The sequence below is a fragment of the Thermogutta terrifontis genome, from assembly GCF_002277955.1.
GTDB classification, from domain to species: domain Bacteria; phylum Planctomycetota; class Planctomycetia; order Pirellulales; family Thermoguttaceae; genus Thermogutta; species Thermogutta terrifontis.
In genome coordinates this window covers 3,377,912-3,402,690 of record NZ_CP018477.1, presented here as the reverse complement: position 1 = coordinate 3,402,690, position 24,779 = coordinate 3,377,912, and the positions used below count along the sequence as shown (strand labels likewise).

17 protein-coding genes are annotated in these 24,779 nt (G+C 57.0%); 9 read left to right on the top strand and 8 right to left on the bottom strand.

Annotated features, from left to right (window positions below):
* The first annotated feature begins 104 nt into the window (after window positions 1-104).
* On the top strand, window positions 105-1,532 hold the full coding sequence (locus THTE_RS12610; RefSeq protein WP_095415765.1) for a glycoside hydrolase family 140 protein: 1,428 nt from the start codon (window positions 105-107) through the stop codon (window positions 1,530-1,532).
* Window positions 1,533-1,575: 43 nt separating this feature from the next.
* Here the strand turns inward: THTE_RS12610 and THTE_RS12605 are convergent, their stop codons facing one another.
* Together THTE_RS12605 and THTE_RS12600 are read right to left on the bottom strand one after the other, a co-directional pair.
* Complete coding sequence (locus THTE_RS12605) at window positions 1,576-2,886, bottom strand: hypothetical protein (RefSeq protein ID WP_095415764.1); 1,311 nt, start codon at window positions 2,884-2,886, stop codon at window positions 1,576-1,578.
* Between the two features lie 285 nt (window positions 2,887-3,171).
* The gene (locus THTE_RS12600) at window positions 3,172-3,846 is read right to left on the bottom strand and encodes a hypothetical protein (RefSeq protein ID WP_207651712.1); all 675 of its coding nucleotides are present in this window, start codon (window positions 3,844-3,846) and stop codon (window positions 3,172-3,174) included.
* 619 nt (window positions 3,847-4,465) lie between these two features.
* Between THTE_RS12600 and THTE_RS12595 the strand changes: the two genes are divergently transcribed.
* A complete protein-coding gene (locus THTE_RS12595; protein ID WP_168175857.1) occupies window positions 4,466-6,475 on the top strand; it encodes an MBL fold metallo-hydrolase in 2,010 nt (669 codons plus the stop codon).
* A 6-nt stretch (window positions 6,476-6,481) separates the two neighbouring features.
* Here THTE_RS12595 and THTE_RS12590 read toward each other — a convergent pair whose 3' ends face one another.
* Window positions 6,482-8,029, bottom strand: coding sequence for a sulfatase (locus THTE_RS12590; RefSeq protein WP_237260138.1), 1,548 nt, complete (start codon window positions 8,027-8,029; stop codon window positions 6,482-6,484).
* A gap of 702 nt (window positions 8,030-8,731) precedes the next feature.
* Between THTE_RS12590 and THTE_RS12585 the strand changes: the two genes are divergently transcribed.
* Both THTE_RS12585 and THTE_RS12580 read left to right on the top strand, forming a co-directional pair.
* A complete protein-coding gene (locus THTE_RS12585) occupies window positions 8,732-10,141 on the top strand; it encodes a glycoside hydrolase 5 family protein (protein WP_095415762.1) in 1,410 nt (469 codons plus the stop codon).
* Window positions 10,142-10,394: 253 nt separating this feature from the next.
* Window positions 10,395-10,970, top strand: coding sequence for an archease (locus THTE_RS12580; protein ID WP_168175856.1), 576 nt, complete (start codon window positions 10,395-10,397; stop codon window positions 10,968-10,970).
* 37 nt (window positions 10,971-11,007) lie between these two features.
* Here the strand turns inward: THTE_RS12580 and THTE_RS12575 are convergent, their stop codons facing one another.
* The 3 genes from THTE_RS12575 to THTE_RS12565 all read right to left on the bottom strand — a co-directional run bounded on the left by THTE_RS12575 (window position 11,008) and on the right by THTE_RS12565 (window position 15,160).
* Complete coding sequence (locus THTE_RS12575) at window positions 11,008-11,673, bottom strand: glycosyltransferase family 2 protein (RefSeq protein ID WP_157732070.1); 666 nt, start codon at window positions 11,671-11,673, stop codon at window positions 11,008-11,010.
* A gap of 337 nt (window positions 11,674-12,010) precedes the next feature.
* Window positions 12,011-12,382, bottom strand: coding sequence for a DNA polymerase ligase N-terminal domain-containing protein (locus tag THTE_RS12570; RefSeq protein WP_095415759.1), 372 nt, complete (start codon window positions 12,380-12,382; stop codon window positions 12,011-12,013).
* A gap of 57 nt (window positions 12,383-12,439) precedes the next feature.
* Complete coding sequence (locus tag THTE_RS12565; protein WP_168175855.1) at window positions 12,440-15,160, bottom strand: DUF11 domain-containing protein; 2,721 nt, start codon at window positions 15,158-15,160, stop codon at window positions 12,440-12,442.
* 806 nt (window positions 15,161-15,966) lie between these two features.
* Here THTE_RS12565 and THTE_RS12555 point away from each other — a divergent pair.
* The 4 genes from THTE_RS12555 to THTE_RS12540 all read left to right on the top strand — a co-directional run bounded on the left by THTE_RS12555 (window position 15,967) and on the right by THTE_RS12540 (window position 21,326).
* The gene (locus THTE_RS12555) at window positions 15,967-17,292 is read left to right on the top strand and encodes a MotA/TolQ/ExbB proton channel family protein (RefSeq protein ID WP_095415756.1); all 1,326 of its coding nucleotides are present in this window, start codon (window positions 15,967-15,969) and stop codon (window positions 17,290-17,292) included.
* Window positions 17,289-19,049, top strand: coding sequence for a hypothetical protein (locus THTE_RS12550; RefSeq protein ID WP_095415755.1), 1,761 nt, complete (start codon window positions 17,289-17,291; stop codon window positions 19,047-19,049). The genes THTE_RS12555 and THTE_RS12550 overlap by 4 nt, the downstream gene beginning before the upstream one ends.
* A gap of 81 nt (window positions 19,050-19,130) precedes the next feature.
* On the top strand, window positions 19,131-20,138 hold the full coding sequence (locus tag THTE_RS12545; RefSeq protein WP_095415754.1) for a hypothetical protein: 1,008 nt from the start codon (window positions 19,131-19,133) through the stop codon (window positions 20,136-20,138).
* Between the two features lie 150 nt (window positions 20,139-20,288).
* Window positions 20,289-21,326: an ROK family protein gene (locus THTE_RS12540; protein WP_095415753.1), complete on the top strand. Its 1,038-nt coding sequence runs from the start codon at window positions 20,289-20,291 to the stop codon at window positions 21,324-21,326.
* Window positions 21,327-21,372: 46 nt separating this feature from the next.
* Here the strand turns inward: THTE_RS12540 and THTE_RS12535 are convergent, their stop codons facing one another.
* The gene (locus THTE_RS12535; protein WP_095415752.1) at window positions 21,373-22,293 is read right to left on the bottom strand and encodes an ABC transporter permease; all 921 of its coding nucleotides are present in this window, start codon (window positions 22,291-22,293) and stop codon (window positions 21,373-21,375) included.
* Between the two features lie 80 nt (window positions 22,294-22,373).
* Window positions 22,374-23,219, bottom strand: coding sequence for a hydrogen peroxide-dependent heme synthase (hemQ, locus tag THTE_RS12530; protein ID WP_237260137.1), 846 nt, complete (start codon window positions 23,217-23,219; stop codon window positions 22,374-22,376).
* 862 nt (window positions 23,220-24,081) lie between these two features.
* Here hemQ and THTE_RS12520 point away from each other — a divergent pair.
* Window positions 24,082-24,561: a TspO/MBR family protein gene (locus THTE_RS12520; protein ID WP_095415750.1), complete on the top strand. Its 480-nt coding sequence runs from the start codon at window positions 24,082-24,084 to the stop codon at window positions 24,559-24,561.
* Window positions 24,562-24,779: the final 218 nt, after the last annotated feature.

Genomic DNA, 24,779 nt, shown 5'->3' with positions numbered 1-24,779 from the left:
ATTTAATGTATCGCTACTAATTGCTTCATTTTGTTTCATTGTAAAATGGACTTAGTACAAGCTGGAAGACAAAAGAAAAACCATTTTTCCGTGAGGAGTGTTGTATGATTCTGAAAGGCCGGAATGTCGTCTGGATATGCCGTAGTTGTTTTTGTGTCTTGATAGTCGGTTTCATTTTAGTCCGCACCGTGAATGCAGGAGCGCCTCAGCGTCTCCGAGTGTCTGACAATGGACGTTACCTTCTGACGGACAAGGGAGAACCGTTTTTCTATCTCGGTGATACTGCATGGGAGTTGTTCCATCGCCTCAATCGCGAGGAAGCAGAACTTTATTTAACTGATCGCGCGAAAAAGGGATTTACCGTCATTCAGGCTGTGGTGTTGGCGGAACTCGACGGTCTACATACCCCCAATGCTTATGGCCACGTACCGCTTTTGAATAACGATCCCACCAGGCCGGCCGTCGTAGAAGGTCCAGATAATGACTATTGGGATCACGTCGATTGGATTATTCAGCGGGCGGAAGGGCTTGGTTTATTCATTGGAATGCTTCCAACCTGGGGTGATAAGTGGAATAAAAAGTGGGGCGTGGGACCGGAGATCTTTACTCCAGAAAATGCCAGGGTTTACGGGCGATGGTTGGGCCAGCGGTATCGAGACCGTCCCATCATCTGGATTCTCGGTGGTGACCGCAATCCCGAAAATGAGCGTCATCTGGCCATCGTGCGCGGACTGGCAGCGGGACTTGCCGAAGGAGACGGCGGCGCCCATCTGATGACCTACCATCCGATGGGCGGATCAAATTCCGCACAGTGGTTGCACAGGGATGATTGGTTGGCCTTTAACATGTTTCAGTCCGGCCATAGTGCGTTCAATCTCCCCAACTATAAGACCACACTGGCGCTACGGGACCTGGTGCCTACCAAGCCTGTTTTGGATGGTGAGCCACGTTACGAAGATCATCCTGTCAATTGGAAGCAGGGGGAGCAATGGTTCGACGATTGGGATGTCCGCCAGGCAGCCTACTGGTCGATGTTGAGTGGTGCGTGTGGGCATACGTACGGAAACCACAATATCTGGCAGATGTACGAGCCGCCCCGAAAGCCCATCTCTTTCGCACGCACGCCGTGGAAAGAAGCCCTGCACCATCCGGGAAGTGCTCAGATGGGACTCATGCGGGCGATCCTGACCCAGCGTCCCTGGTACAAGCTGGTACCGGATCAATCGCTCATCCAAGGTAACGAGCTGGAAGGGGCCGATCATCGCCGTGCTGCCCGCTCTATTGATGACACGTTCGCGCTGGTTTATTTGCCCACGGGCGGATCGCTAACGGTTCACTGGGATGTGGCAAGAAGAGAAGAGGTGCAGGTGTGGTGGTTTGATCCGCGCACGGGAAGTGTTCAGGACGGTGGTCGAAAAAAGCCGAGTGAATCCTTCGCGATTCGCGCCCCGGGGAGCGGCCGGGGTCAGGATTGGCTTCTCATTTTGGATAAGATTTCGGCTGGGCTGGCGCCACCTCGCATCGGGCCCTGAAGCACCCCAGCTTGCATTTCTTTCGATTAAAGCGTAGATACTCTCAGCGATCCTGATTTGAGCCGGGCCCTCCCTGGCGGGCAAGTAGGATGTTCCAGAATGGAAGAAGTGTATTGTGATAGGAGTTCACAATGTGATTCAACTCCACCCCGCGATCCAGGCCGGTGGCACGCCCTTCCCAAATATTGTTGCCCGTTTTGCTGAAGGTCAAACTTGTCTGCTCGCGAGGATTGGCCGAGGCAATCATTGCGACAATTCGCTCCGCCAGCCGATGTTGCTGAAGAGCGTCGATCCACGGCTGGGGTAAGCCATGATCCTGATACACAATGATGAACCTGTCTACCAATTGGAATAATTCTTCACGTCCGGGTGGGATGCGCTGAGGCGGTGAGACCTTTAGATTACCTCCCGGCAGATCCACAATGAGGACATCGAAATAATCGCGGGCGATGGCCAGTTGTCGGGTTAAGATCTCTTCCATTTCATTTGTCCAGCCGATTTTCTGCAACTTCCGCAATTGCTCGGCCTGTTCTGGCGATTCCTGGCGAAGAAGCAGGTACCACTCGGGTGTCGGAGACTGACCATCCGAATCAAAACGCCAGGCCCAATAGCTGGCCCTTATAGCGCAGTAATAGAGCGCTCTGCTCAATACCGATTTGCCGCAATTGGGATCACCCACCACCCCCAAAGTGACGGAACCCTGCTTTGGCCGAAGCAAACCGTGAATCCAGTCAATGGTCTCCGAGGTTAACTTGGGTGCTGCCCCATCGGGTGGCCAAACGAAAACGTATCCATCCCGCGGGGAAATACAAACGATGCGAGAAATCCCTTGGGAAACCGCGACCGACGCAATTCCCGCATAGACCTCCACCGGGCCGGAGCCCGTCAAACAGACCGTTGATTCACCCGGTAGCCTCTTCAGCTCGTCGCCGACCGCCTCGACGACTTTCGATATTTCCGTCTTCGTCAGCGGGGGGCTGGGCCTGATATCCAGCTTCACAAGGGCGATGCTGTGCTCGTCACCAAACTCCCGGTGATGCACTGTGAAGAAATCCCGGGGAGAAAACGATGGCGGAGTTGAGGCGTCGCCCACATTCCGGCCAGCTTGATCCTGTGGCTTGCGCACCTCCACGCAGCCACCTTCCGCTGCGGTCAAGGCAGCCGCATGGGCGTACATCCAGACAGATCCCGCTCCTGTGATCACGACTTTTCCACCCCGGACCAAATTTCGAGGGAGGGGATTTTCGCGGAGAACAGACGGCGGCCAAAACCGAACATCGGGCTTTGGATGAAAAGTGATCACGGTTTCATTCGACTTCTGCTGAATGGAAAACCACCTGGTTTCGTGGTCCATGGCCCACTTCCTCGTCATTTTTCATCGAATTGGCTTGTTTATTTCGCCGTGATTCGGAATCGAGATGCCAACATCTCCCTGAGACATTCCGAAATGTCCCATGATCCCTTGCTCCGATCGATTGTAAATCGTGGCAGATCCTTTTGCGACTGAAAAACGATTCTCCCCGATACTCACTCTGAATAATTTTTTTATTCTGTCTCGCGATTTTATGCGAGTATTTAGCCAGGAGCGTCTGGTATTTTGGGAGGCACTCGCCATTATCTGTGCAATTAGTCGTCCCATTCATTTACTGGACTTTATGACGTGACGCTTCTCTGTCAACCAGCCAACCGCAGGAGGTATCCAGCACAAATTGGAAGCGATGATTTCGATCGCTGTGGCTACCTGTGTGGTGGGGCTGAATCCCAAAAGACGTGCCACGAGAAGCCCGATGGGAACGATGAGGATGATCCCTAAACTGGCCAGCATGACAGGATGACGGAAATACCTGCGAAAGGCCGTTTTCCAGTCGCCGGTTTCCTGGCGGAAGTGAAAAATTCCGGCAAGATTCGCACCGATCTGGTCGCTCATCGCGTAAAAATATGGGATGTAGAACCCCTCGACGCCGTACACATCCAGCCCCAGGAGTCGGCTGAGGGCGTCAATGATCCAGGGAGCGATCATCCCCAGGAATTTGCCCCAGGCGTAGCTTTCGGCGATGGACGCACTTTTTCTCAAGATCCGTTGGCGAAGTGCAAAAAGGCCTTCAAAGATACTTTCGGCTTCACCGCCCAGCGTTCTCACCAGCCACTGACCGAGAGCAGCCCTTTGAAAACCCAGCGTGTCAAGAATCACACCCGCGACAAGTCCACCGATATATCCAGCCAGCGTGTAGCGCAGGAGTTCCGCAAAACCAGATTCGTTTTGCTCGTTGTGCTGAACTTCTGAGTTGGAGTGCTCATTGGATTCGTCTGGCATGGAAACACTCCTCTGGAAGCATAACAAGCGGGTGATTGGACCTCATGGCGGATGATCCGCCTTCACGTTAACTCGCCGAGACAGTGTATGCCCAATTGTACGTGGCTCCGCCAGATTCACGACATGCAGGTTCAACTGGTCGTGGCCAGCAGGCCCTGACACATCCCCACTTTGTGCCGCCGATGGGAACGCGGACCTCCACGCGGGTTCGTGTGGGAGCGGGATTCAACCCGGCGGGACCTTACGGTAGGGACAATTCATGAGTTGCCCCTACAACAAATTGCGCCCATGTCATCTCAATAGTCTTTGCAAAAGTGAAGATGGATCAGCAGTGGGCCTTCTTGTAATCGCCCGAAAGGAATGTGATCCCCCGATGCAGCCACGCTGATTTTACGGTTCCGTGAAAAAGGATAGGGACAAACAAGTGCCCGCCGCAAATGTTGCACCTGAATGATTATTCATTTTGAATCGCGGAGCAGCATCGTCTCCTTGCTCGTTTCGCAGATCGGTGTGGCCGCTTGATTTCAGTACGGCGAGGGACATACTGGAGGCACCCGGTTGCATGAAGGGGACGAACGGTAGGAGTTGCCCAAATAGTCAATTTCTGGAGGCTGATCAGATGAAGTCTGCCGAAATTTGTGTCCACGGTCGCCGTTTATCCCGGAGAGGGCTTCTCCGGGGTTCGCTCGGGGCTCCTTTGCTGTTGGCCACTCCACGATCCTTGGCAGGAGTGGACACGGAAATTCCAGCGAAACCGGGGACCGTCAACTGGCTCACCGATCACGTCGGCGTGTTTTGCGGACCGGTTCACGTGGGAGTGTTGAGAAACAGTCACGAGCTGGCACTTTTTGACTGCGGTGACGGAGAGGTGTTTGACTGGGCAGAGCAACAAGGCCTGAAAATCAGCACGGTGTTCGTGACCCATCACCATCGGGAGCAGGCCTCGGGCCTTGAAAGGAATTCGGCAGAAATTGAAGTTGTTGTCCCGGAAAGCGAGCTCAAACTCTTCACCCATGTCACGGATTACTGGGCTGCGCCGGGGACCCGATGGCACATCTACAACCAGCATCCGCATCATTGGACGTTCCCTGAACCCATAGCCGTGACCCGAACCGTTCGAGACGGCGATTCCTTTACCTGGGGACCAGGCCGGATTTCAGTGCTTGCAACACCGGGGCACACGGACGGTGCGGTCAGCTACTGTGTGGAGGTGGACGGCCGACGAATCGTTTTCTGCGGCGATCTGCTGTACGGGCCCGGACAGCTTCCCGATCTTTACTCCCTTCAGAAAGGGTTTCAGCGGGGACAAAGGCGAATATCTGATTACCACGGGTATCTGGGCGCCCAGGAATGGCTGAAGGCGAGCCTGAATCGTGTCCTGGAGCTCAAACCTGATTTTCTTGTCACCTCGCACGGAGGAATTGTGACCGACCCGCGTCAGGCCATCGCGCTGGTTCTCGAACGTCTCGAGAAAGCATACCGGAATTACGTCTCCACGTCGGCACTGCGGCACTATTTCCCTGAACTTTTCACAGAATTTGCGGGACAGCCCGATCAGTTACCATTCCAGGAAACCCTGGAGGTACCTTCCTATCTCCGGCATATCGGAACAAGCTGGATTCTTATCTCTAAAGATCGAGCGGCCTTTGTTATGGATTGCGGGACTCGCCAGGTTATTGAGGCGTTAGAGAGCATGCTCTCCCAGGGCACGATCAAGCGGGTGGAGGGTCTGTGGATCACCCATTACCATGACGACCACGTGGACGCCATCCCCGAGTTCCTGCAAAGGTTCGGTTGCCCTTGCTACGCTGTGCCGTCGGTGGCAAGTGTGGTTAGCCGACCACTGGCGTGGCGTTTGCCATGTATTTCACCCTCTCAAATTGCAGTGGATCATATTCTCGCAGATGGGACGAGTCTCTCGTGGCATGAGTTTCGTCTGACCGCGTTCGAATTCCCGGGACAAACACTCTACCACGGGGCACTACTGGTCGAAACAGGTTCGGATCGGCTTTTCTTTGTGGGTGATTCGTTCACGCCGTCAGGTATCGATGATTACTGCATTCAAAACAGGAATTTTCTTCATGACGGAATGGGGTTTCAGCGATGCCTTGAACTGGTGATGAAACTGCGGCCGACTCACATGTTCAACTGTCATGTGGATCGAGCGTTTCGGTTTACTCCCGATTTTTGCCAGGCGATCATCGGCCGATTGAAAGAACGGCGTCAACTGCTGGCCCAGTTGTTTCCCTGGCCGGACCCGCATTTTGGAATGGACGAACTGTGGGTCAGGGCGGATCCTTACGAGCAATCTGTAAAAGCGGGCGGTATCGCGAATTTCAAAGTGGTGGTTTTCAATCATTTGAAGAGGGAGGCGGAGTTCCGGGTGCGGGCAGTTCCGCCATTCTCGTGGCGCAAATCACGGGTGCCGGCGGCACGCCATTCCTGGAAGGGATGGTCCCCCATTTTGGCAGCAGCGCGAACGGAAACTGGGGTCACGCTCACGGTGGAAGTCCCCAGGAACGCCCAGCCCGGCCGCCATATTGTGACGCTCGACGTGGCCTGCCCATGGGAAAACTCGGCGCCTCAATTCCTGTTGGGATTTGCGGAAGCGGTGGTTGTCGTCGAATGAAATGCCCTAACGGTTTTTGCGTCGCTGGGCCAAGGGGATGGCCGCCTCCGGATACCGAGCGAGGATCGCCTTGAGCTTTTGGGCCACCTCGGGAAGTTTGTCCACGAGGTTTTCGCGCTCTTCCGGATCAGTTTGATAGTCGTACAGCTCATACTGCGCAGTGCTGGTCGGGGCTCCGATCTTTTTCCATTCCACAAGCCGGTACCGCTCCGTGCGGATGGCCCGTCCCATGACCTCGCCTCGCGGAAAGCAGTGATAAGCGTGATCGTCTACCCGGGCATTTGGATCACGGAGCGCCGGCACCAGGCTGACACCCTCAATGGGCTGCGGACCCGTTGGACGCGGTAGGCCTGCCAATTCGGCCAGAGTGGGAAAGATATCCACATTTTCGGCCACCTGGCGCGTGACAGAACCTGGTGGAGTGATACCCGGTGCCACGATAATCAGGGGAATGCGCACCGCCTGCTCGTAGTTCGTGTGTTTGGTCCAAATGCCATGGTCACCCAGATGGAACCCATTATCACCCCATAGCACGATGATAGTCGAATCAGCGAGACCGAGGCGGTCAAGTTCATCGAGGACTTTTCCGATCTGGGCATCGGCGAAACTTGTGGCGGCGTAATAACCGTGGATCAACGTGCGTTGAATGTCGTCGGTCTTCAGATTTTCCATGCTTAGAGGATCATAGTTGAGGATTTCACCGCCCCGCTTGCCGGCGATCGGGGGAGCTCCCAGGGGTAATTCCTGGTAGGTGGCAAGCCTGAACTCCGCAGGGTTATAGAGATCCCAGTACTTTTTCGGTGCGGTGAATGGCAGATGCGGTTTGACAAACCCCAGAGCGATAAAGAACGGGGTCCCTTCCTTCTCGAGCCGCTCTTTGGCTGCACGCAATCGCTTGATGCCTTCTTCGGCAATTCGTCCATCGGCATAAGCCGTGTCCGGAACGTCCAGTTTCTCCCAGGCTGCGCCGCGGGGAAGACGGCCGATCTGGTCGAGTTTCTGATTGGTAAAATAGGCTTCTTCCCGTGTCAATTGTCCGTTGGCGGAGTTTTTCGGGTCAACGTACTCAACCACCTTCTCAATGACACTGGGAACACTCCATGAAGCAGGATCGTCGTGATTTCCGTGGCCCACGTGAAACACCTTGCCCACCGATTCTGTGCGGTAGCCATATTTCATGAAGTACTGGGGCATGGTGACGGCATTGGGGACAGCGCTGCGAAAATTCTCGCTCAAGCCGTAGATTCCAATGGTGGTGGAGCGCGATCCGAGCATCAGATCGTTCCGGGAGGGGGCGCACACGGCTTGGTTGCAGAAGGCCAGTTCAAAGCGCATCCCCCGCCGTGCTAGACGATCCATATTCGGCGTCCTGGCGATCGGATCGCCGTAGCAGCCGAGAACAGGTTTAAGGTCGTCCACGCAAATAAAGAGAATGTTTGGGCGTGAGGGCGCGGTTTCCCGCGCTGGGAGCATCCCAGCCGACGTCAGAAACCAGAGGAATCCTGCTACCAAAATGCCAGCCCTAAATCGCTGCCAGACAACGCGCTTCACCATGGTGACCGTCCCTCCTGTAATGATTGTTATGTCGGGCGGGACGAACCGATCGCAAGAATGTCCGTCCCGGCCCATTCTCTTTTTTTGGATTGTGGATGATCGGGCTTCGTGACGCAACACAAATTTGCGCAAACCGCCTGCGTTATTGCGCAAAGATGACTCGTCCCCACTTCTCCTTTGCCAACGGGGACGCGGACATCCACAACGGTTTGCGCGGGAGCGAGATTCGGCCCGGAGAAACCTGCTTGTCACGCCCGCCTCTCGGAGGAACCCGCCTGTCGGGGCCGATCAAGAGCGATCGATCATCCATCCCTCCTCATCGGGCACGACAAGCGTGCCCCTCCGTGTTTTCGGAGGGACCCGCTCGTCGGGTCCGTTTTTCCAAGGTGGATGATCCGTTCCATTTCATCGCGCACGGCAAGCGTTCACCGGTAGGGGCAAGTCATGAATTGCCGCTACAACATATCGTGCCCGTGGCATGTCGTAGCGTATTGCAAAAGTGAGGATGGCTCAGATCGCAAACACCTTGCGACGCCGGGACGCGTGCTTATGATGGGAGTGATCTTGCCCACGATGTGCGGTAGATCGGTCCGCACAGCGGATTGGCACGAAGATTGAACCGGCCGTGGAGTAAATGTCCGCGATTCTATGGCACTTGGGTAAAAAACCACGAAAAATCCGGGTTTCATGGGAGATGGCACGATGATCCGGCGATGGATTTGGGTGGCGGCAATCGTCTGGGGAATTATGGGGTTTTGGACCTTCCATTTGGCGGCGCAGGAGGCGTTGGCTCATGTCCGCGTGAGCCCGCGCGACCCCCGGTATTTCGAGTTGAGCGACGGAAGGCCGTACATTCCTATCGGTTTGAACATGATCGGGCCGCCGGCCACGGGGCTTGCCGGCATGGAAGAGTGGTTTCGGAAGCTCTCCGCCAATGGCGGAAACTTCGTTCGGATCTGGCTGAGCAACCCCTTTTTTGATATCGAGCACGAGCGGAGCGGGGTATTCGACGAGGAACGCGCGCAGCGCATCGACGCACTTCTGGCGCTTGCCCGAAAGTACGGAATCCGTTTGAAACTCTGCACCGAGCATTTTCGCCACCTCGGCGAAGGAACTCAGGCCTGGGCAGCCAAGCCGCAGCATCTCATTCAGAATGGAGGCCCGGCCAGGGACACGGCGGATTTCTTCCTCGGTGAGGCCGGGCGAGCCCAGTATAAGCGGAAGCTCGCCTGGTATGCCGCGCGTTACGATTGTGACCCGATCATCTTTGGATGGGAACTGTGGAACGAGATGGATGCCGTTCGGGCTAACGTGTGGGAACCGTGGACGGCGGAGATGCTGCCGGAGTTGCACCGACTGTTCCCTCAGAATCTGGCCATGCAGAGTCTGGGGAGTTATGACCACGAAAATAAACGCGAGCGATACCGGCGACTCTGCCAGATGCCAGGCAATGACGTGCTGCAGGTGCACCGATACCTGGATCTGGGAGCCGCCTGGGAGATTTGCCATGGACCGGTCGCGGTGTTCGCGGCGGAGGCTGTGAGGGATCTTCGGTCGTTTGGAGTGCGGAAGCCGATTTTGCTTGCGGAAAGTGGCGCCGTTGAACCCAATCACAGCGGACCATTCAAACTTTACGCAAAAGATAAAGACGGTATTATTCTTCATGATGTGCTTTTTGCCCCATTTTTTGCGGGGGCTGCGGGCCCCGGCCATATCTGGCACTGGGATGTCTACGTGGATAGAAACAATCTGTGGTGGCATTTTGGCCGGTTTGCGGCGGTCGTCAGGGGTCTCGATCCACCTGCCGAGAATTTCCAGCCCGTCGAGCTGGAACACCCCCGGCTGTACGTGTACGTTTTGAGAGGCAATCACACCACGCTCATCTGGTGTCGTGATAAGGAAAACACTTGGCGCACGGAATTGGCCGAGGATAAGCCGCCAGAGACGATTCACGACGCGAAACTTGCAATTCCCGTCTCCTGGAACTTGCCTGACGCCGCGACGGTGCGCTTCTATGATCCATGGACGGACACCTGGTCTAATGGCAAATTGGAGTCGCCTCTACCGCTGCCTGAGTTGAGACGGTCTCTCGTCATCCAGATCCGGTATTGAGGATCCACTTCCGGCCCGTAGGTCTCAATTCTTGAGCCCGAAGATACCCGGCAACGGTTCCTAGCAACGATCTCCGGCACGGGTGTCGTTGGACTATTCAACGCGGATCACACCGCCCAGTCGGGCGCTCACGTGGGTGTAGGCGACCGATGGTTTCTCGCATACGATGGCAACAGAGGGAGGTGTTCGGGACGCCGCTTGTGATATGCCGCAAAGTTCCGGACTTTGTATCCGATTCGAAGGAGGAGAGCAGATGCCGTTCACGGTGCTCGACCACACAGCCGACCTGCATGTGAGGATAGAGGCACCCTCGCTGGAAGAGCTTTTCATCGAAGCGGCTCGGGCGATGGTGGCCCAGATGTTTCCCAGCGTGCTGTCTGAACATCCGGAAGATAAATGCGTGGTCAACGATGTCGAGTTAAAGGGGTCAACACCCTCTTCCGGCAAAGTGCCGTCCAAGAACGGGAACGATGCCCCGTTGCCGAATCAGTCCACGGTGGAACGGGAACTCATGGTGTCGCTGGGAGAACCACTACCGTCCGTCCATGGAGAATTGGATGGAGAGACGCAGAGACTTCCTGCGGTTTGGGAAGATCTCTTCCATGACTGGTTAAGCAAAGTTCTTGTGCTGTGCACAGCAGACCGCCTCTTACCAATAAAATACCGCGTCACATTTGACAGACAGGGGCTGCACGGCCGAATTGTCGCGCGGCCCCTGGATCCCCAGCGCGACACGGGGGAAATCGAGATCAAAGCCGTAACCTATCACGGCCTGACGCTGGAACGCACACCCGGTGGCTACCGCGCAGAGGTGATCTTCGATACGTGAGAGAACTGCCCGTGATCGACAGGGTAGGCAAGGTCACTTACTCGTCGAGGGCGAATTGCTTAAGTCGGGAGAAGATGGCCAGCGCCGATCGTGGCATGGCGCTCTTTGGCGGCGGGGGCGAGGGTTCTGGCCCATCGGATGTTGCATAACTCTCTGCTAGTTTCGGCTCGAAGCTGCCCCTCCATGCCGCGGTTCTTAACGGCACTGTGGCAACATGGGGCTCAAACCGGGCAAGAACCTGAGCGAGCCGTTCGGGGCAACTCAGCGCCGGCAAGATGGGCGATGCGGCTGACCTGTGAAGAAGGATACACTCCACGTTCGGTGCCGGAGATGGATCCCCGTAAAGACCCACGACCACGGGCATCTCGGCACTTGCCGACCACAGGCGATGGAGCCCGTCCAGGCTTACCGGTCGATGGTGCAGCGGGATGAACAGGAACTCACCCCGGCTGAGGGCGAGGGCCGTGCAATAAGCCAGGTACATGCCACGTGGTTGTGCATGAATGGCCAGTTTGACCTGCGGATAGGCCTGGGTGAAGTCGCAGAGGATGTCGGGTGTCCCGTCCGAAGAACCGTCATCCACGAGAACAATTTCCCACTCTGGCGTGAGGTCGGAAAGCCCATCGATGTACGCCGGAACGACGCGCAGGGCCAGATGCTGGGCGTTACAGAACGGCATGAGGGCGGATAGCGAACGCGACAACGTTGTGCTCCTTATGGCTGGTTGGTTCTGCGGGAAGTCGGAACAGAAAAAACCGTCCCGACCAATGGAGCGCCCATCCGTGCCGATTAGCCAGGGGAAGTCCGACCGGCCCCTTGGGCTCAGGATCCACCGTTTTCTTTCATCGCCAACCTTCGAGGGGCCTTCCAGAAGGCTTTTCAAAAGTCGCGTTACGCAGGACCTGCCGGGATTGCAGCAAAGCAGAAAGATGATGAGATTTTGTACTGTAACGTCCCACGTACGAGAGCGGGGAGTACAGAGCTTTCTCAGCACAAAACCTTGTTCGGTGCGGAGCACGACCGACCCAAGCGCGATCAGGTCAACTTGTGAGTGAATCGTCGGGCCAATACTCGAATCGCCACGCTTGACACTCGGGATCCACCAACGAAAGTGTCGCCCGACCGCGCAACCTGTTTCCGCTCAGAACGAGTTCCAGCATGAGGCTGGTGCGCTTGCGCAGAAGGTAAGTGCCCTCATCCCAACGCCGGACAGTGCCGCGCCCGCCAGAGATTTCCCCTTCGTATTCCAGATAGATCCTGCGATGGTCGGGCAGTTGCTGGGCGGGAATGGTTTTTCCGGCAGCCGGCATTTCGCCCAGCGCCCATGTGCAGAGGAGCGTCGCCGTTTCCAGCATGAAGTCGTAATGGAGTCCGCGGGGACTGTCGTGTTCCAGAATGACAAACCGGCGCATGATTGCCCCCTGCCTTATGCCGAAAAATCGCGAGGACGAATCCTGCCTTCGTTTATTCTAGCGATTTACAACGGTGGTCTCTCGCGTGACCGTGAGAGGTTTCACCGATCCCTGACAGGTGACCTGGGCGTTGATCTGCCCCGTTCCCGACTTTTTGGCGGTAAGACCGAGTCGAAGGTGCAAACTCTGCCCGGCCGGCAAAGGTTCACGAGTGACGAAAACGACCAGACCAGGAGAAGGCGATTCGAACCGATCGGGTCCCGAGGTCATGTCCGGATTCCAGGCGAAGCGGTCCGGGATCGTTACGGCAAGTCGGATGTCCGACACTGGACTACGTCCGGAATTGGTGAGAACAAATTCCACAACTTTCGACTTGCCGATGGCGATTGGTTCGTAGCGATCGATGATCGACACGTTGAGCGGACACGTGCCCGCGGATTCCCCCGAAGCGGAGCTTTCCGCGGGCGGTGCCTGGGTACTCGGAACGTCAGATATTGACGGTGGCGTTTCCGCGATGGGTGGTCGGCCCCGAACGGTCGGGGTTGGCGCTGCCGGCTCAATGCGGACGCACGCCCGTTGCACGTTTGAACTGCCGTCGGGACTGACCAGTTCGCCGCGGCAACACGCTTGGTCGCTGGTCTTCAGGGCTCGCAGTTCCACCTGACGGCGAACAGGCTGATTGGGCGCCAGCGTGTTGAGGGTCCACGTGATGACATCGCCTTCCAGTTGGTAACCAGCACTTGCTCGAAGGGGCTCCCACGCTTCATCAAAGGAGCACCGCAGTCGAAGGTTGGCGAGTGCGCTGGGGCCGGTGACCGTAATTTCGCACGTGAAGACGGCTGATTCTCCCAATTTGACAGACGCCGGCCCGGTGATTTTGAAATCCACCGATTGGAGCGTTGGGCTGGGAGTGGAGGGGGCGGGCTGGGAGGGCGTGGCGGCCGACGGAGGTGAGACGCCAACTCCTGGACTGGCCCCGGGCAAGGTGGGCTGCTGTGTCGCGGGGCTAGGCGTGCCCGTGAGATTCTGCCCGGATAACGGCGGTTGGCTCCCCGTGGATGGAGTGGTGGACAACGGAGGCGACGGAATTGTACCAGGGCTGGTGGTGGACGAGGTCCCGGGCTGCGCAGCTCCCGAAGGGGGAGCCGATGGTAGACCGGACCCAGACCCCGACGTTCCTGGCTGGGCTTCGAGACATGCCGACTGCGAGGCCAGAACACCAGTTGGTCCGCTCACCTGAACGGTGTGGCACCACCGTCCTGGCTGCACAATCTTAAAAACCACGCCAATTGTTTTTGTTTCACCGGGCTGGAGTGTTCCGGGGAGGTCCCGTTCCACGGCCCCCTGTCCCACCGCGTGCTGAAAACCACGATCGAATGTATCCTTCACGAGGAGATTGCCCAGCGGACTGGTACTGCGATTCGTGATCGAAATGACGAACGTCACTTCCTGGCCAACGGTGGCACGATCGGGCCCCTGCACGCGCAATTCCACGACGCCTGCGGTCGAAGTGGTGGCGGGGGCTGCCGCTCCGGCCGATATTGTGGCGCAATGCTGGGCACGCAGGCCACCTGCTCCCTGCGCTTCGGCGCACAAAGATCCCGTGGCACCTTGCGAAGCTTCGATAACCACATCAAGTGTGCGCATCTCGTGGGCATTCAGCCGTCCGATGTTCCACGTCAAGGTGTTTCCCGACACCGAAGCGACGGGCGTGGTACTCCGCTGGGTAAAGCCGGCAGGCAGGGTGGCCGTTACCATGACATTTTCCGCCGGGAGGTCGCCGGGATTATTCACTTCAATGCGAACGGTCGTGCTCCCGCCCACGGCGACAGTTTGTGGAGCGTTGACCCGCACCGCCAGTTGGGCCGCGGACCAGGTGACAAGCGTCTGTCCTGTGGCCACGATAAGTTGTTTCCCCGCCGCCCCCGGGGCATCTCCTGGACGGATAATCTGGACGCTGACCTGGGTCGAACCGCCGAGCGGCTGAGTTTGGTAAATCTCGGCCGCCGCCTGTCCAGAGGAATCCACAGGGATTTCCACCGACGTGGAGCCCTCCGGGGCGAAAGCCGCGGTGACTCCTCCCGTGATCTCGTACCGGACTTTCCACCCGGAACACGGAGATCGGTCTCGCTGACGGGTCACGGTTGTGACAAGTTTATGGCGTGAACCAGCCGGGACGATCGCCGGGGGCGGGAGGGTCCACTGTGCATCCACCCAGTGAATCGTCGCGGTTTGCACCCGACGGTTCCAGCTATGAACGCAAGGCACATAGACTTGCACCACAGAGGTCCCCTCGATGGGACTGGTCAGACTGACCCACGCCTGACCGGGTCGGATGATGACATCATCATTGGGATCGACCGTGCCCCGGGTCAGTCGCAAATACTGGCGTGTGGTGCTGGTGATGACAAAATGCTCGTTGACTTTTCGCGGTCGGGTAAAGTCACCCACCAGATAATCGATGAGGGTCGCTCGGTTGAAATCAACAAACGCCCCCACTCCCCCAGGCATGATCGTCCATTCCACGCGCTGGTTCGTCAGCATGTACTGATCCTGGCCGCGAACGCTGGCCACAAGAATCACCTCTGTTCCCACGGCCGCCGCCGTCTCCTGCGGCACCACGGTGAACTCGGAACAGTCACCGGGAAGGATGGGGCCTGGGACTTCCCGATAGTATTCTCCGGAGGCAGCAGGAGGTGGTACCATACCGGGCACAGCGGCTGGCGGGGGAGTAGTTGCGGGGGTAATACATCCGCTCACCACAACGGCGATAAGCACGAACGAATTCCGTGCGCTGTGGTGCCACGGGTAAGAACCGCAGCTAGGCGGAGCACTCCATAGTCTCATGGGTCTTTCATAAATACGTGACGCCACTCCTGGTTAGCGTGTCTTCATGCGTGGCGAGCGGATTTACCGTGCCGCGCCCCTGTCAGCAATTCGGTTTTCCGCGTCAACTTTTCATTCCCTCCGGTCAGTTTCATCCGTGCTGGAGTTTTCCCGAACACTTGTCCGGCGGAAAGACACTCCGACCGCCGTGCGTGTCTCCGAGCCGGCGTTTCCCCGTGTAAAAATGGTAAACACCGGAGAGAGTTCCTTCCCGGAAACCTCGGCTGGCAGCGATTCCAACCAGTAAAACGTGCTCTCCGGCGCTGGTCCTACCGCCTGTGGGCTAGGATCGAAACCTATCCAGGCGGGTGATCACTCAAGTTTCAAAAAGCGCGAATACTCCGATGACCGGGAAATCTCGGGCACATCATAGGTGATTTGCGAAAAATCGTGAAGAGCAATTTTGGCAAACTGCGCGTTCTGTGTGGATTAACCGGAATGGCAGAAAGCCCTGAGTACTGAGTTTCTCTTTCTTCTCACATTTCGCTAGACTCCCAATTTTTGTTTTTGTCGTCTTGGTCGAGTTTTTAAATTGAAGCGATCGCAGCGATTGTGTCGATTGTACCGAGACGGGACTGGTCTCTCGCCGTTTCACTTGACATTGACCCGGTGACCAGTCTCAGGGACAATCCCCCGCCGGAAAACGAGAGAAACCTGGTTCAACAAAAATTACGTCAGGAAGATCGGGACCCACCCTCATGAGGACCTTCCGTTATATCCTCCATCGGATTGCAAGTTCGCCCCTGATTTGGGGAGGCGCTTTATTTACTGTGTATCTTTTTGCTCTCAAAACGGCTGACTGGCCGGGAGCAGAGTTTCTCCGCCGGTACACGACCGGTCACCCCATCGAATACATCGAAACGCTTCTTTTCTTCCTGGGATTGAGCACACTCGTGTTCAAAGGATGGCGGGTGGCGGGAGAATGGGCCCACCTGGTGCACTTGCAGGCTCAGACATATTCACCCAGGACGAGTCCTCAGGAGCTTTCGCAGGCGATCGATGGGTACGCGAAAGCGGTCGGCGAGAGCACGTTCCTTCGCCACATGAGGGCGGGCATTCTCTATGTGCAGCGCCGACAGTCGAGCCGGGGTCTGGACGAGTATCTGAGAGAGCTTGCCCAGGAAGAGGCTGAGAATCGCCGCGCTGACTACGGGTTCGTGCGGCTTGTCGTTTGGGCGATTCCCATTCTGGGATTCTTGGGAACAGTCGTGGGAATCACGCTTTCCCTGGGGAACCTTTCTCCCCAGCAGCTTGAAGAGACACTTCCCACGGTTATGGGGGGATTGATGGTCGCCTTCGACACAACGGCTCTTGCGCTGGCCCTTTCCATGATCCTGATGCTCGTTCAGTATGCAGTGGATCGAGCGGAGCAGAAACTGGTGGCCGCCGTTTCGGACCGCGTCCAGGACGTACTGCTTCCCATGTTCGTGGGCGAATCCGCCGGAGATCAGAATGCGGAGGTACGGCAGGCGTTACGGGACGTCGTCCAGGCATGCGAAGAACTTGTAAACACCCAGAACGAACTGTGGCAGCGGACTCTCAAGGAGCGGGACGAAGCGATAGGGAACTTGTGGAATCGCGCGGGTCAGGCTCTGGAAATGGCTATGACCAGCGCCCTCAATGCCACGGCCGAGCAACACGCCCGCCGCTTGCAGGAAATGGAAAAAGCCCATCTCCAATTGCTGGCTGATTGGGCAAAGAACACTCTGGAGCCTGTCAACGTGCAAATAAACTCGGTGGGCGAGGTGCTCCGTCGGTCCACGGAAATACTGACCGAGCTGGAAAATCGTCTCCGCGAGGATGCAATGGCGTGGCGAGAGTTCGCTCGAAGCGTGGGAGAGCTCGCCGAACTCCAGCGGCTTTTGGAACAGAATCTCTCGGCTGTGGCGTCGGCCAAGCACTTTGAGGAGGCGTTGGCCACCCTGGCGGCGGCAGCCAATTTGCTTAGCGCGCACCTCCATCGACTTCCCGCTGATCGAAGCCCGCGGGCGGAGGGTCATCCCACCAAGGCAAAGGCGGCATGAAACGGCGATCGCGGCGCTCGACTCTTGGGAGCGAAAATCCGGTTTCCCTGTTTCCTTTCCTCGCCGTGCTCATTTGCACGATGGGGGTGCTCATTCTCCTGCTTGTCATTCTCGTCCGTCAAGCGCGGCTGAAGGCCCTGGCTCAGGCTCGGGCAGAAAAGGCGAACTCGGTGGCTGAGCAGACACTTCCCTCCATCGAACAATTGCAGCAATGGGAGGAAGACGTCCAGTGGCAGGAAGAGCAACTCCGGGCCAGCCGTGATAAAACACAACAGCAACTGACCGAAGCGCGGACTCTGTTGGGGCACTTGGAGGATTCCCTGCGACGTTTGCGTGACGAAGGAGTTCTCTGGCAGGCGAAGCTGCGCCAACTGGAGTCTCTCCAGGAAACGGAGGAGGGCCAGCGAAAGCGGCTCATTGAAGTGCAGGAAGCGGAACTGGCTGAGTTACAGCGAAAAATTGCCGATTTGAAGCGGAAAATGGAAGAGGCAAAGCAGCAGCCATCCACCCGAAGTTACGCCATCATCCCCTATCACGGACCACATGGCACGCGCCGCCGGCCCATTTATCTCGAATGTCGAAGCGACGGGGTGTACTTGCAGCCGGAGGGAATTCGATTCCCCCCAGAGGATTTCCTCGGACCACTGGGTCCGGGAAATCCCCTCGATGCGGCCCTCCGCGCGGTACGTGAAGAATGGTTGGCACGCCGCGAATTTGACCCGGAGGAGGAGGGCGAACCGTATCCTCTGCTCATCGTTCGGCCGAGCGGAATCGAAGCCTATTATGCAGCCCGGGCGGCGATGACATCTTGGGGAACTGAATTTGGTTACGAACTTGTAGAGGAGGACTGGAACCTGTCGTACCCACCACCGGACACCCGGCTGGCCCAGGTGGTTCAGGACGCCGTCACATTGGCGCGACGTCGCCAGGAGTTTCTGGTGCAATCAGCCCCGGGGAAATACGGCGGCCGGCCGCGGCGCTTCCGACCTGCCCCGTATGTGGGAGGAGCCGTGGAAGACATCTCTGGAGAAGATGTCTCCAGCAGTGCCGCGGACGATCCAATGCTCACCCGGTGGCAGCAAAAGTCGCGTCTCAATGGAGCGGATAACCGCGACGTTTCCGCCCGCGGGTCGCAGACAGCGGGTCTGGCTGGGGAAAACCAGATATCAGCCCGTACCGACGGCATACCCGCGAGTGCCGAATTTGTAGTGACGGACCGATCTGCTTCGGCTCAGGGCTCGCGGAGTTCAGAAGTCCTTGGCACGGCAGGTGTTGCGACAGCTCGCGCTTCAAACGCAGGTCGTTCCAACGAGACCGGCCAACACCCGGAGCCGTCTTGGGTAGACGCATCGGTCCCTCGCAGCGACGCGGACATTCGGCATCCAGGATCTCTTCGGCCATTGGCAGACCGCTACGGCCAGGGCTGGGCGCTCTTGCCTCATGATCGAGGTACGATTCCCGTCACCCGGCCCATTAAGATCGAGTGCTTTCCCGACCGGTTTGTCCTGGTTCCCGATAACCCACTTGTGGCCGCTCGGGTGTTCCCGCTCGACCAGGGGGCCGAGAGAGCAGTGGAAGAGCTCGTGAAGACCATCAAAGAATACATCACCAGTTGGGGAATGGCTGGGCGAGGAATGTACTGGCGGCCGATTCTTCGGGTCCATGTAGCGCCCGGTGCAGAAGAGCAGTTTGGCATTCTGCAACAACTCCTCGCCGGAAGCGGACTTCTCATTGAGAAGGTGCCTGACGTGCGCTGACCAGGATTCGTGAGCCGTGGATCAAGCAGAGTTAATCAAAAAACGCCGAACCAATCAGCTTGCATCACAGGATGACATGTCATGGAGGACCAGCACACCGCCGGATACGATTCGTTCCTCGATACCGTGACCAATATTGTGGGCATTCTCATCATCTTGGTCATGGTAGTCGGTGTGCGCGCACAGCACGCGCCGGTCAATCTCGTTTTGCCGGAAGACCCCACCGTGAAAGAACGTGAGGTGCGACTGACGGAGTTGCAACGGCGATCGGCGCGTCTGGTTTCGCTGCGCAAAGATATTCTGGAACTGGCTGAAAAAGTGGGCCAAACAAGCATCGAAATACAAGCACGTCTGGCGGAACGTGATCGGCTGGCATTGCTGGTAGGATTGTTGAAAAAGGAGTACGAAGAAAAGTCCAAACAGTTGAGTGGTGACGCGACTCGCCAGCAGGCCCTTGTCCAGGCCTTGGCAGAGGCACACGAGGAACTGTCACGACTGGAGCGAGAGGCTGCCACCCAGCAAAACCGGACGGAGGTCGTGCAACTCGTCAACTATCCCACTCCGCTGGCAACTCCCAGCGATCGTGAGGAGATCCATTTTGTTATCGAAAAAGGAAAGATCACGTATATTCCGCTCGATCGGCTCCTGGAAGAACTCGTAGCCGATGCACGCCGAAAACTTTATCGCCTGCTGGAAGTGCCGGAAATCACAGGGGTCGTCGGACCAATCGGTGGATTCAAAATGGAATATTCACTTGTGCGTCGCCACCTTGCGGGGACACCAGGCGATGGAAACACGATGACAGGGGCATATGCTCAGCTCCGTCAATGGGTTCTGATTCCCACGGGGGCCGGTGGGGACCCCGTTGATCGTGCACTGGAGGAGACCTCGGAGTTTCGCCGACGTTTGGCCGGCTACCGACCGGATAAAACGGTCGTCACCCTCTGGTGTTATCCAGACGGTTTTAAAGACTTTCGACGGCTGAAGGATTTCCTCCATGAGCGGGGTTACTCGGTGGCTGGCCGACCTCTCCCCGAGGGCTTTCCTATCATGGGATCTCCTGCGGGGAGCAAATCGGCCGCCCAGTAATAGCTCAACCGCTATAATTGGCCCAATCGGCCCGCCCGCCCGGATCGGAGCCATCTTAAATTGCGGTTTTTGACGGACTTTTCTTGACTTCCCCGGTAACTGTGTGTTTGTTAGAGTGTAACCACACAGTAAAAGAGAGGGGACCCGATCATGGCTCCAGCCGTCAAGCCTATTCCGCTCAATCGTGCCATACCACCGTTCTACGTGGGCATTGATCTCGGTGGAACAAGTACGAAGGTCGGTTTGGTAGACGACTTAGGAAGGCCGGTCTGTCACTCCCGAGAATTCGCCACGCTGGTGGAAAATGGCCCCCAGGATTGGATTCAGCGGGTCAGCGAAACAACGACCGAAATGATTCAATCCTCGGGGCTGGAGCCCACTGAGATAGCCCGGATTGGTTTAGGCTGCCCGGGTATTCTCGACCTGGGAACGGGAGTGATGGTGAACCCCACCAATTTTCCCGGCTGGGGAGGTTTCCCGATCCGCGATCGCCTCGCCGATGCCTGCGGAATGCCGGTCGCCATGGCCAACGACGCCTCGGCAGCCGCCTACGGGGAGTTGTGGATCGGCTCCGGCCGTGGCTTTAACAGCCTGGTCTTCCTCACCCTCGGCACCGGGGTAGGATGTGGCGTGATTATTGGGGACCTGATCATCGAGGGAGAACATGGACACGGCACTGAATGTGGGCACATTCTCGTGGATCCCTCTGACACAGCCCCCATTTGTTCGTGCGGGAAGCGCGGCCATCTGGAGTCTTTTGCAAGTGCGACGGGCTTAATTCGGCGGGCCAAAGACAGGATTGCCGCGGGCAAGGCACCTGCTCTGGCGGAACGCATTTCCCAGGGCGAGAAGCTGACTCCCCTCCTTATTGCCCAACTCGCCGAGAACGGTGACGAACCCTCGCTGGAACTGGTTCTGGAGACCGCCTACTACCTCGGTCTGGGCATTGTCACTCTGCTGCACACTTTTGATCCGACGGGGCTGCTCTTGGGTGGAGCGATGACGTTTGGCGGAATGAAGTCCCCCGTGGGACGGCAATTTCTCCAGCGGATTCGGGAAGAGGTGCGACAGCGGGCCTTTCCCACCCTGGCGGAGAAAGTCGTCATTCGGTTCGCCGCATTGGGAGGGGATGCCGGTTTCATCGGCGCCGCAGGAATTGCCCGTCTAGAGCAGCGCAAACGCCGATGAGATGAGCGTGTTGAGTTTCCCCTGGCTTGCCTTTTCCCCCGTTGGCTCATTCGAGTTCCACGCGGGGGTCAAGGACCGAATAACCCAGGTCCACGAGCATGTTAGCACAATACAGCAGCAGCGTGAACAACAAGACAAGCCCCATGGCGAGGGTGTAGTCCCGCTGAATAGCCGCCTCGACAAAGTGCATACCAACCCCGGGGATCGCGAAAATCTTTTCTACCACTGGCGACCCCGTGATGATGCCCGCCGTTGCCGGGCCAAGGTAGGAAATCACGGGCGGCAGGGCCATGGGCATGGCGTGCTTGAAGATCACAACCATCGGCGGCACGCCTTTAGCGCGGGCGGTACGTACAAAGTCCTGATTGAGGACGTCGAGGAGGCCTGTTCGGACCAGTCGGGCGATTGAGGCCGCATAAGGTAATCCGAGGCTGATTGCAGGGAGAACAAGGTGTGCCCCTCTGCCCCAACCGGCGGCAGGAAACACGGGGATCAAAAACACCAGCAAAATAATGAGAAGGCCCGCCAGGGTAAAGTTGGGTACCGCCAATCCCACTGTGGCCGCCAGCATCAGCGCTCGGTCCCAGACGGTGTTTCGTGCCACGGCCGATACCACGCCCGCTGCAACCCCCAGTGTTACGGCGAAGCCTAAAGCCGCAATTCCCAGCGCGGCGGAAATGGGCAAGCCCTGAGCGATCACTTCGTTAACTGTAAAATCGGCCATCCGGTAACTGTAGCCCAGGTCCCCACGCACAACATTGCCGAGCTCACGTAAATACTGCCGCCAGGCCGGCTCGTCGAGGTGGTATCGGGCGGCCAAATTCTTTTCGATTTGCGGATCCAGGCGGCGTTCGCGGTCAAGGGGCCCGCCGGGCACGGCACGCATCAGGAAAAAGCTCACCGTGAACACGACCCAGAGCGTGATCACCAGCCAGATCAGTCGGTTGATGAAGAACCTGAGAAACATGCTTCAGGCTTTAATCGTCAATTTCCCCTGTTGTTGGCGGCAATCAACCGCCGTTGATTGGGAATGTTCCTCCGTATGCTTCAACGGATGCCGCAGTGATCCAGGATTTGTTCGGGAGAGGCCCGATAGCCACTGTAAAAAGGGCCGAAGTCGGCGTACCGAGCACTGGCCTCGTCGAATCGCATACGGTAGACAATATCCTTAAGATACTGGGGATTGCGTGCCCACAAAGTCACCCCCCATTCCCAATCTTCTAACCCGATTCCTACTGTCACAAGCTGCGTCACCCGACCGGCAAACTTCATTCCGGTCTCACCGTGTTCAGCCATCAGGCGTTCCCGCTCTTCAAAGTTCAGCATGAACCAGTTTGCCTCGGGGCGACGTCGCTTATTCATGGGGTAAAAACAGAACGCCGGCCAGTCCGGCAGGTCGGGATTCAAGCGTTGTTTTCGCATGATTTCGTACCGTTTGGCGTACTGCGACGTCCGTTGCAGGAACTCGGGGCTTTCCGGAGATAGCCCCTCCTTTTGCAACCGTTCCGCGTAGGCCTCGGGGGTGTGTAAGTATTCCGAGACCTCTGTAAGGGAGACAAACGACCAAGTGGGAATGAGTGCCGCGCCCATCGCACTCCCCATGAGGCGATGATGAAGTCCGTTCAGCTTGAGCGGATCGGCATCCAGCATCATCAAACCGAAGTCGGCCTTATGCCCCATAATGACATAGCTCTGGAACCGTGCCGGCGCCGATTCCGGAGAAGGCGACAAAACAGCGAGAAACTCCTCACAGGCTTGCTTCCTTTCGGCCGGCGAGAGCCGCCGTAGCGCCTGCCTGTCGAAGCGATAGAACCAGTGTTGACAGTGCCATCCCTCTTCCGGCTGGAGTGAAATGGCCGGACGTGGTGCGGTTTCTGGATGCTGACTCATCATGGTAGGAGTTACCTCCCGATTTCACGAACATCGGCCAATAAAGCAGAGTCGTCGTGAAGTTACAACGTTACGAACCATGAATTCTTTCCGGCAACGATTCGCCGGGCAAGCGATTAATCATCAATGTGGAGGGCAAAATCGTGACCAAAAATCACATGTTTCGCCACGCTGCATGGCATAAGGGGATCTCTCCAAGTCCACAACACCACTCCCCCGAACCGCCAGAAGGGCCTTTGCATATTCAATGAGCAGTTTCAACGAATAAGATAACCGCTGGCGGATGGCAGCATCTTCCAGGCTGAATGGGGACCGCTAAACAAAAGGTGACTTCGATTGTCTTCTGGTAGTTTCACGCTTGATAATGGTTTTTAATCCATACAAGGCAACGTTTATCGCGGACTAAACTTCCTCTATCTTCAATCTTGGGACCTACCGACAGTCCTCAAGCAACTGCCGAAAGCGGCAAATGGTCGTCTCGGCCGGCGAGGCGTCTTTCCGTAGGCCCAAGGCCACAACTTGCTGTACCACATGGCTATCGTGCATCAACTCTTGCGTCACCGGGTCCGACAGGGCGCACCAAATCTGGAGGAACTACAGCTTGAGCATCCCGATGAGCGGCCTGGCCGGTCGGCCGGGGCCCTCGTTGTTCGGATAAAACAGCCTGATGATATCGATCAACTCCTGCCAGGGCATGGTTTTGTCCATCAACTGGAGGAATCCAGTGAACCATGCCGTTTTGGTACTCCTTCTATTTTTATCACCAGTTGTAACCCCCAGATTATAATGCCGGTAAGTAGCAATTGTGCAAAGGTTCCTTAACAAATTCTTTGCCAACTTTTATTCACTAAAAAGAAGGACGATCATGAGAACGGCTAAAGACTGGGTTGGGCTTGTCGTGTTTGTTGGTGTATGCCTTGCGGTGGGCTTTTTGGGGTCGCTTGCCACAGCTCCACAAGTCGATGGGTGGTACAGGACGCTCAACAAACCTACATGGAACCCACCGAGCAGTGTTTTCGGACCAGTATGGACCACGCTTTTTATCACAATGGGCATCGCTGCCTGGTTGGTTTGGAAGCAAACCGGATTCAGGGCGGGAAACGTCCCGCTCGGCCTGTTTGGACTCCAGCTTGTCCTCAATGCGGCCTGGTCCTGGATCTTCTTTGGCATGCACAGGCCCGATTTGGCGTTTATTGAAATCCTCGTTCTCTGGCTCGCCATCGTGGCGACAATGTGGGCTTTTTTCCGCTATTCGCGCCTCGCGGGTTGGCTCTTAACACCGTACCTGGCCTGGGTCAGCTTTGCCGCGGTATTGAACTTCACGATCTGGCGAATGAACACATAGTGGAGTCCAACCACGCCAATCGACCAGACAAAACCGTACGAGTCCCCAAACAACTGTTCGGCGTTCTTGTCATCTGGGCCATGTCGTTGGCGAAGCGATTCGGATCACGGTGCGATGCTTGAACCATGCATGAAAACCGCACGACAGGTGACAACATTTTCGTTGTGACGGCTTGCGACGCATTTTATAATGCGACTTTTGGTTCGGGCACGCGATGT

Coding starts and splice junctions, on each gene's coding strand:
- THTE_RS12590 (WP_237260138.1), bottom strand. CDS start 8,029: ATGGTGAAGCGCGTTGTCTGGCAGCGATTTAGGGCTGGCATTTTGGTA.
- THTE_RS12555 (WP_095415756.1), top strand. CDS start 15,967: ATGAGGACCTTCCGTTATATCCTCCATCGGATTGCAAGTTCGCCCCTG.
- THTE_RS12570 (WP_095415759.1), bottom strand. CDS start 12,382: ATGCGCCGGTTTGTCATTCTGGAACACGACAGTCCCCGCGGACTCCAT.
- THTE_RS12550 (WP_095415755.1), top strand. CDS start 17,289: ATGAAACGGCGATCGCGGCGCTCGACTCTTGGGAGCGAAAATCCGGTT.
- THTE_RS12610 (WP_095415765.1), top strand. CDS start 105: ATGATTCTGAAAGGCCGGAATGTCGTCTGGATATGCCGTAGTTGTTTT.
- THTE_RS12520 (WP_095415750.1), top strand. CDS start 24,082: ATGAGAACGGCTAAAGACTGGGTTGGGCTTGTCGTGTTTGTTGGTGTA.
- THTE_RS12605 (WP_095415764.1), bottom strand. CDS start 2,886: ATGGACCACGAAACCAGGTGGTTTTCCATTCAGCAGAAGTCGAATGAA.
- THTE_RS12535 (WP_095415752.1), bottom strand. CDS start 22,293: ATGTTTCTCAGGTTCTTCATCAACCGACTGATCTGGCTGGTGATCACG.
- THTE_RS12540 (WP_095415753.1), top strand. CDS start 20,289: ATGGCTCCAGCCGTCAAGCCTATTCCGCTCAATCGTGCCATACCACCG.
- THTE_RS12545 (WP_095415754.1), top strand. CDS start 19,131: ATGGAGGACCAGCACACCGCCGGATACGATTCGTTCCTCGATACCGTG.
- THTE_RS12595 (WP_168175857.1), top strand. CDS start 4,466: ATGAAGTCTGCCGAAATTTGTGTCCACGGTCGCCGTTTATCCCGGAGA.
- hemQ (WP_237260137.1), bottom strand. CDS start 23,219: ATGATGAGTCAGCATCCAGAAACCGCACCACGTCCGGCCATTTCACTC.
- THTE_RS12600 (WP_207651712.1), bottom strand. CDS start 3,846: ATGCCAGACGAATCCAATGAGCACTCCAACTCAGAAGTTCAGCACAAC.
- THTE_RS12585 (WP_095415762.1), top strand. CDS start 8,732: ATGATCCGGCGATGGATTTGGGTGGCGGCAATCGTCTGGGGAATTATG.
- THTE_RS12580 (WP_168175856.1), top strand. CDS start 10,395: ATGCCGTTCACGGTGCTCGACCACACAGCCGACCTGCATGTGAGGATA.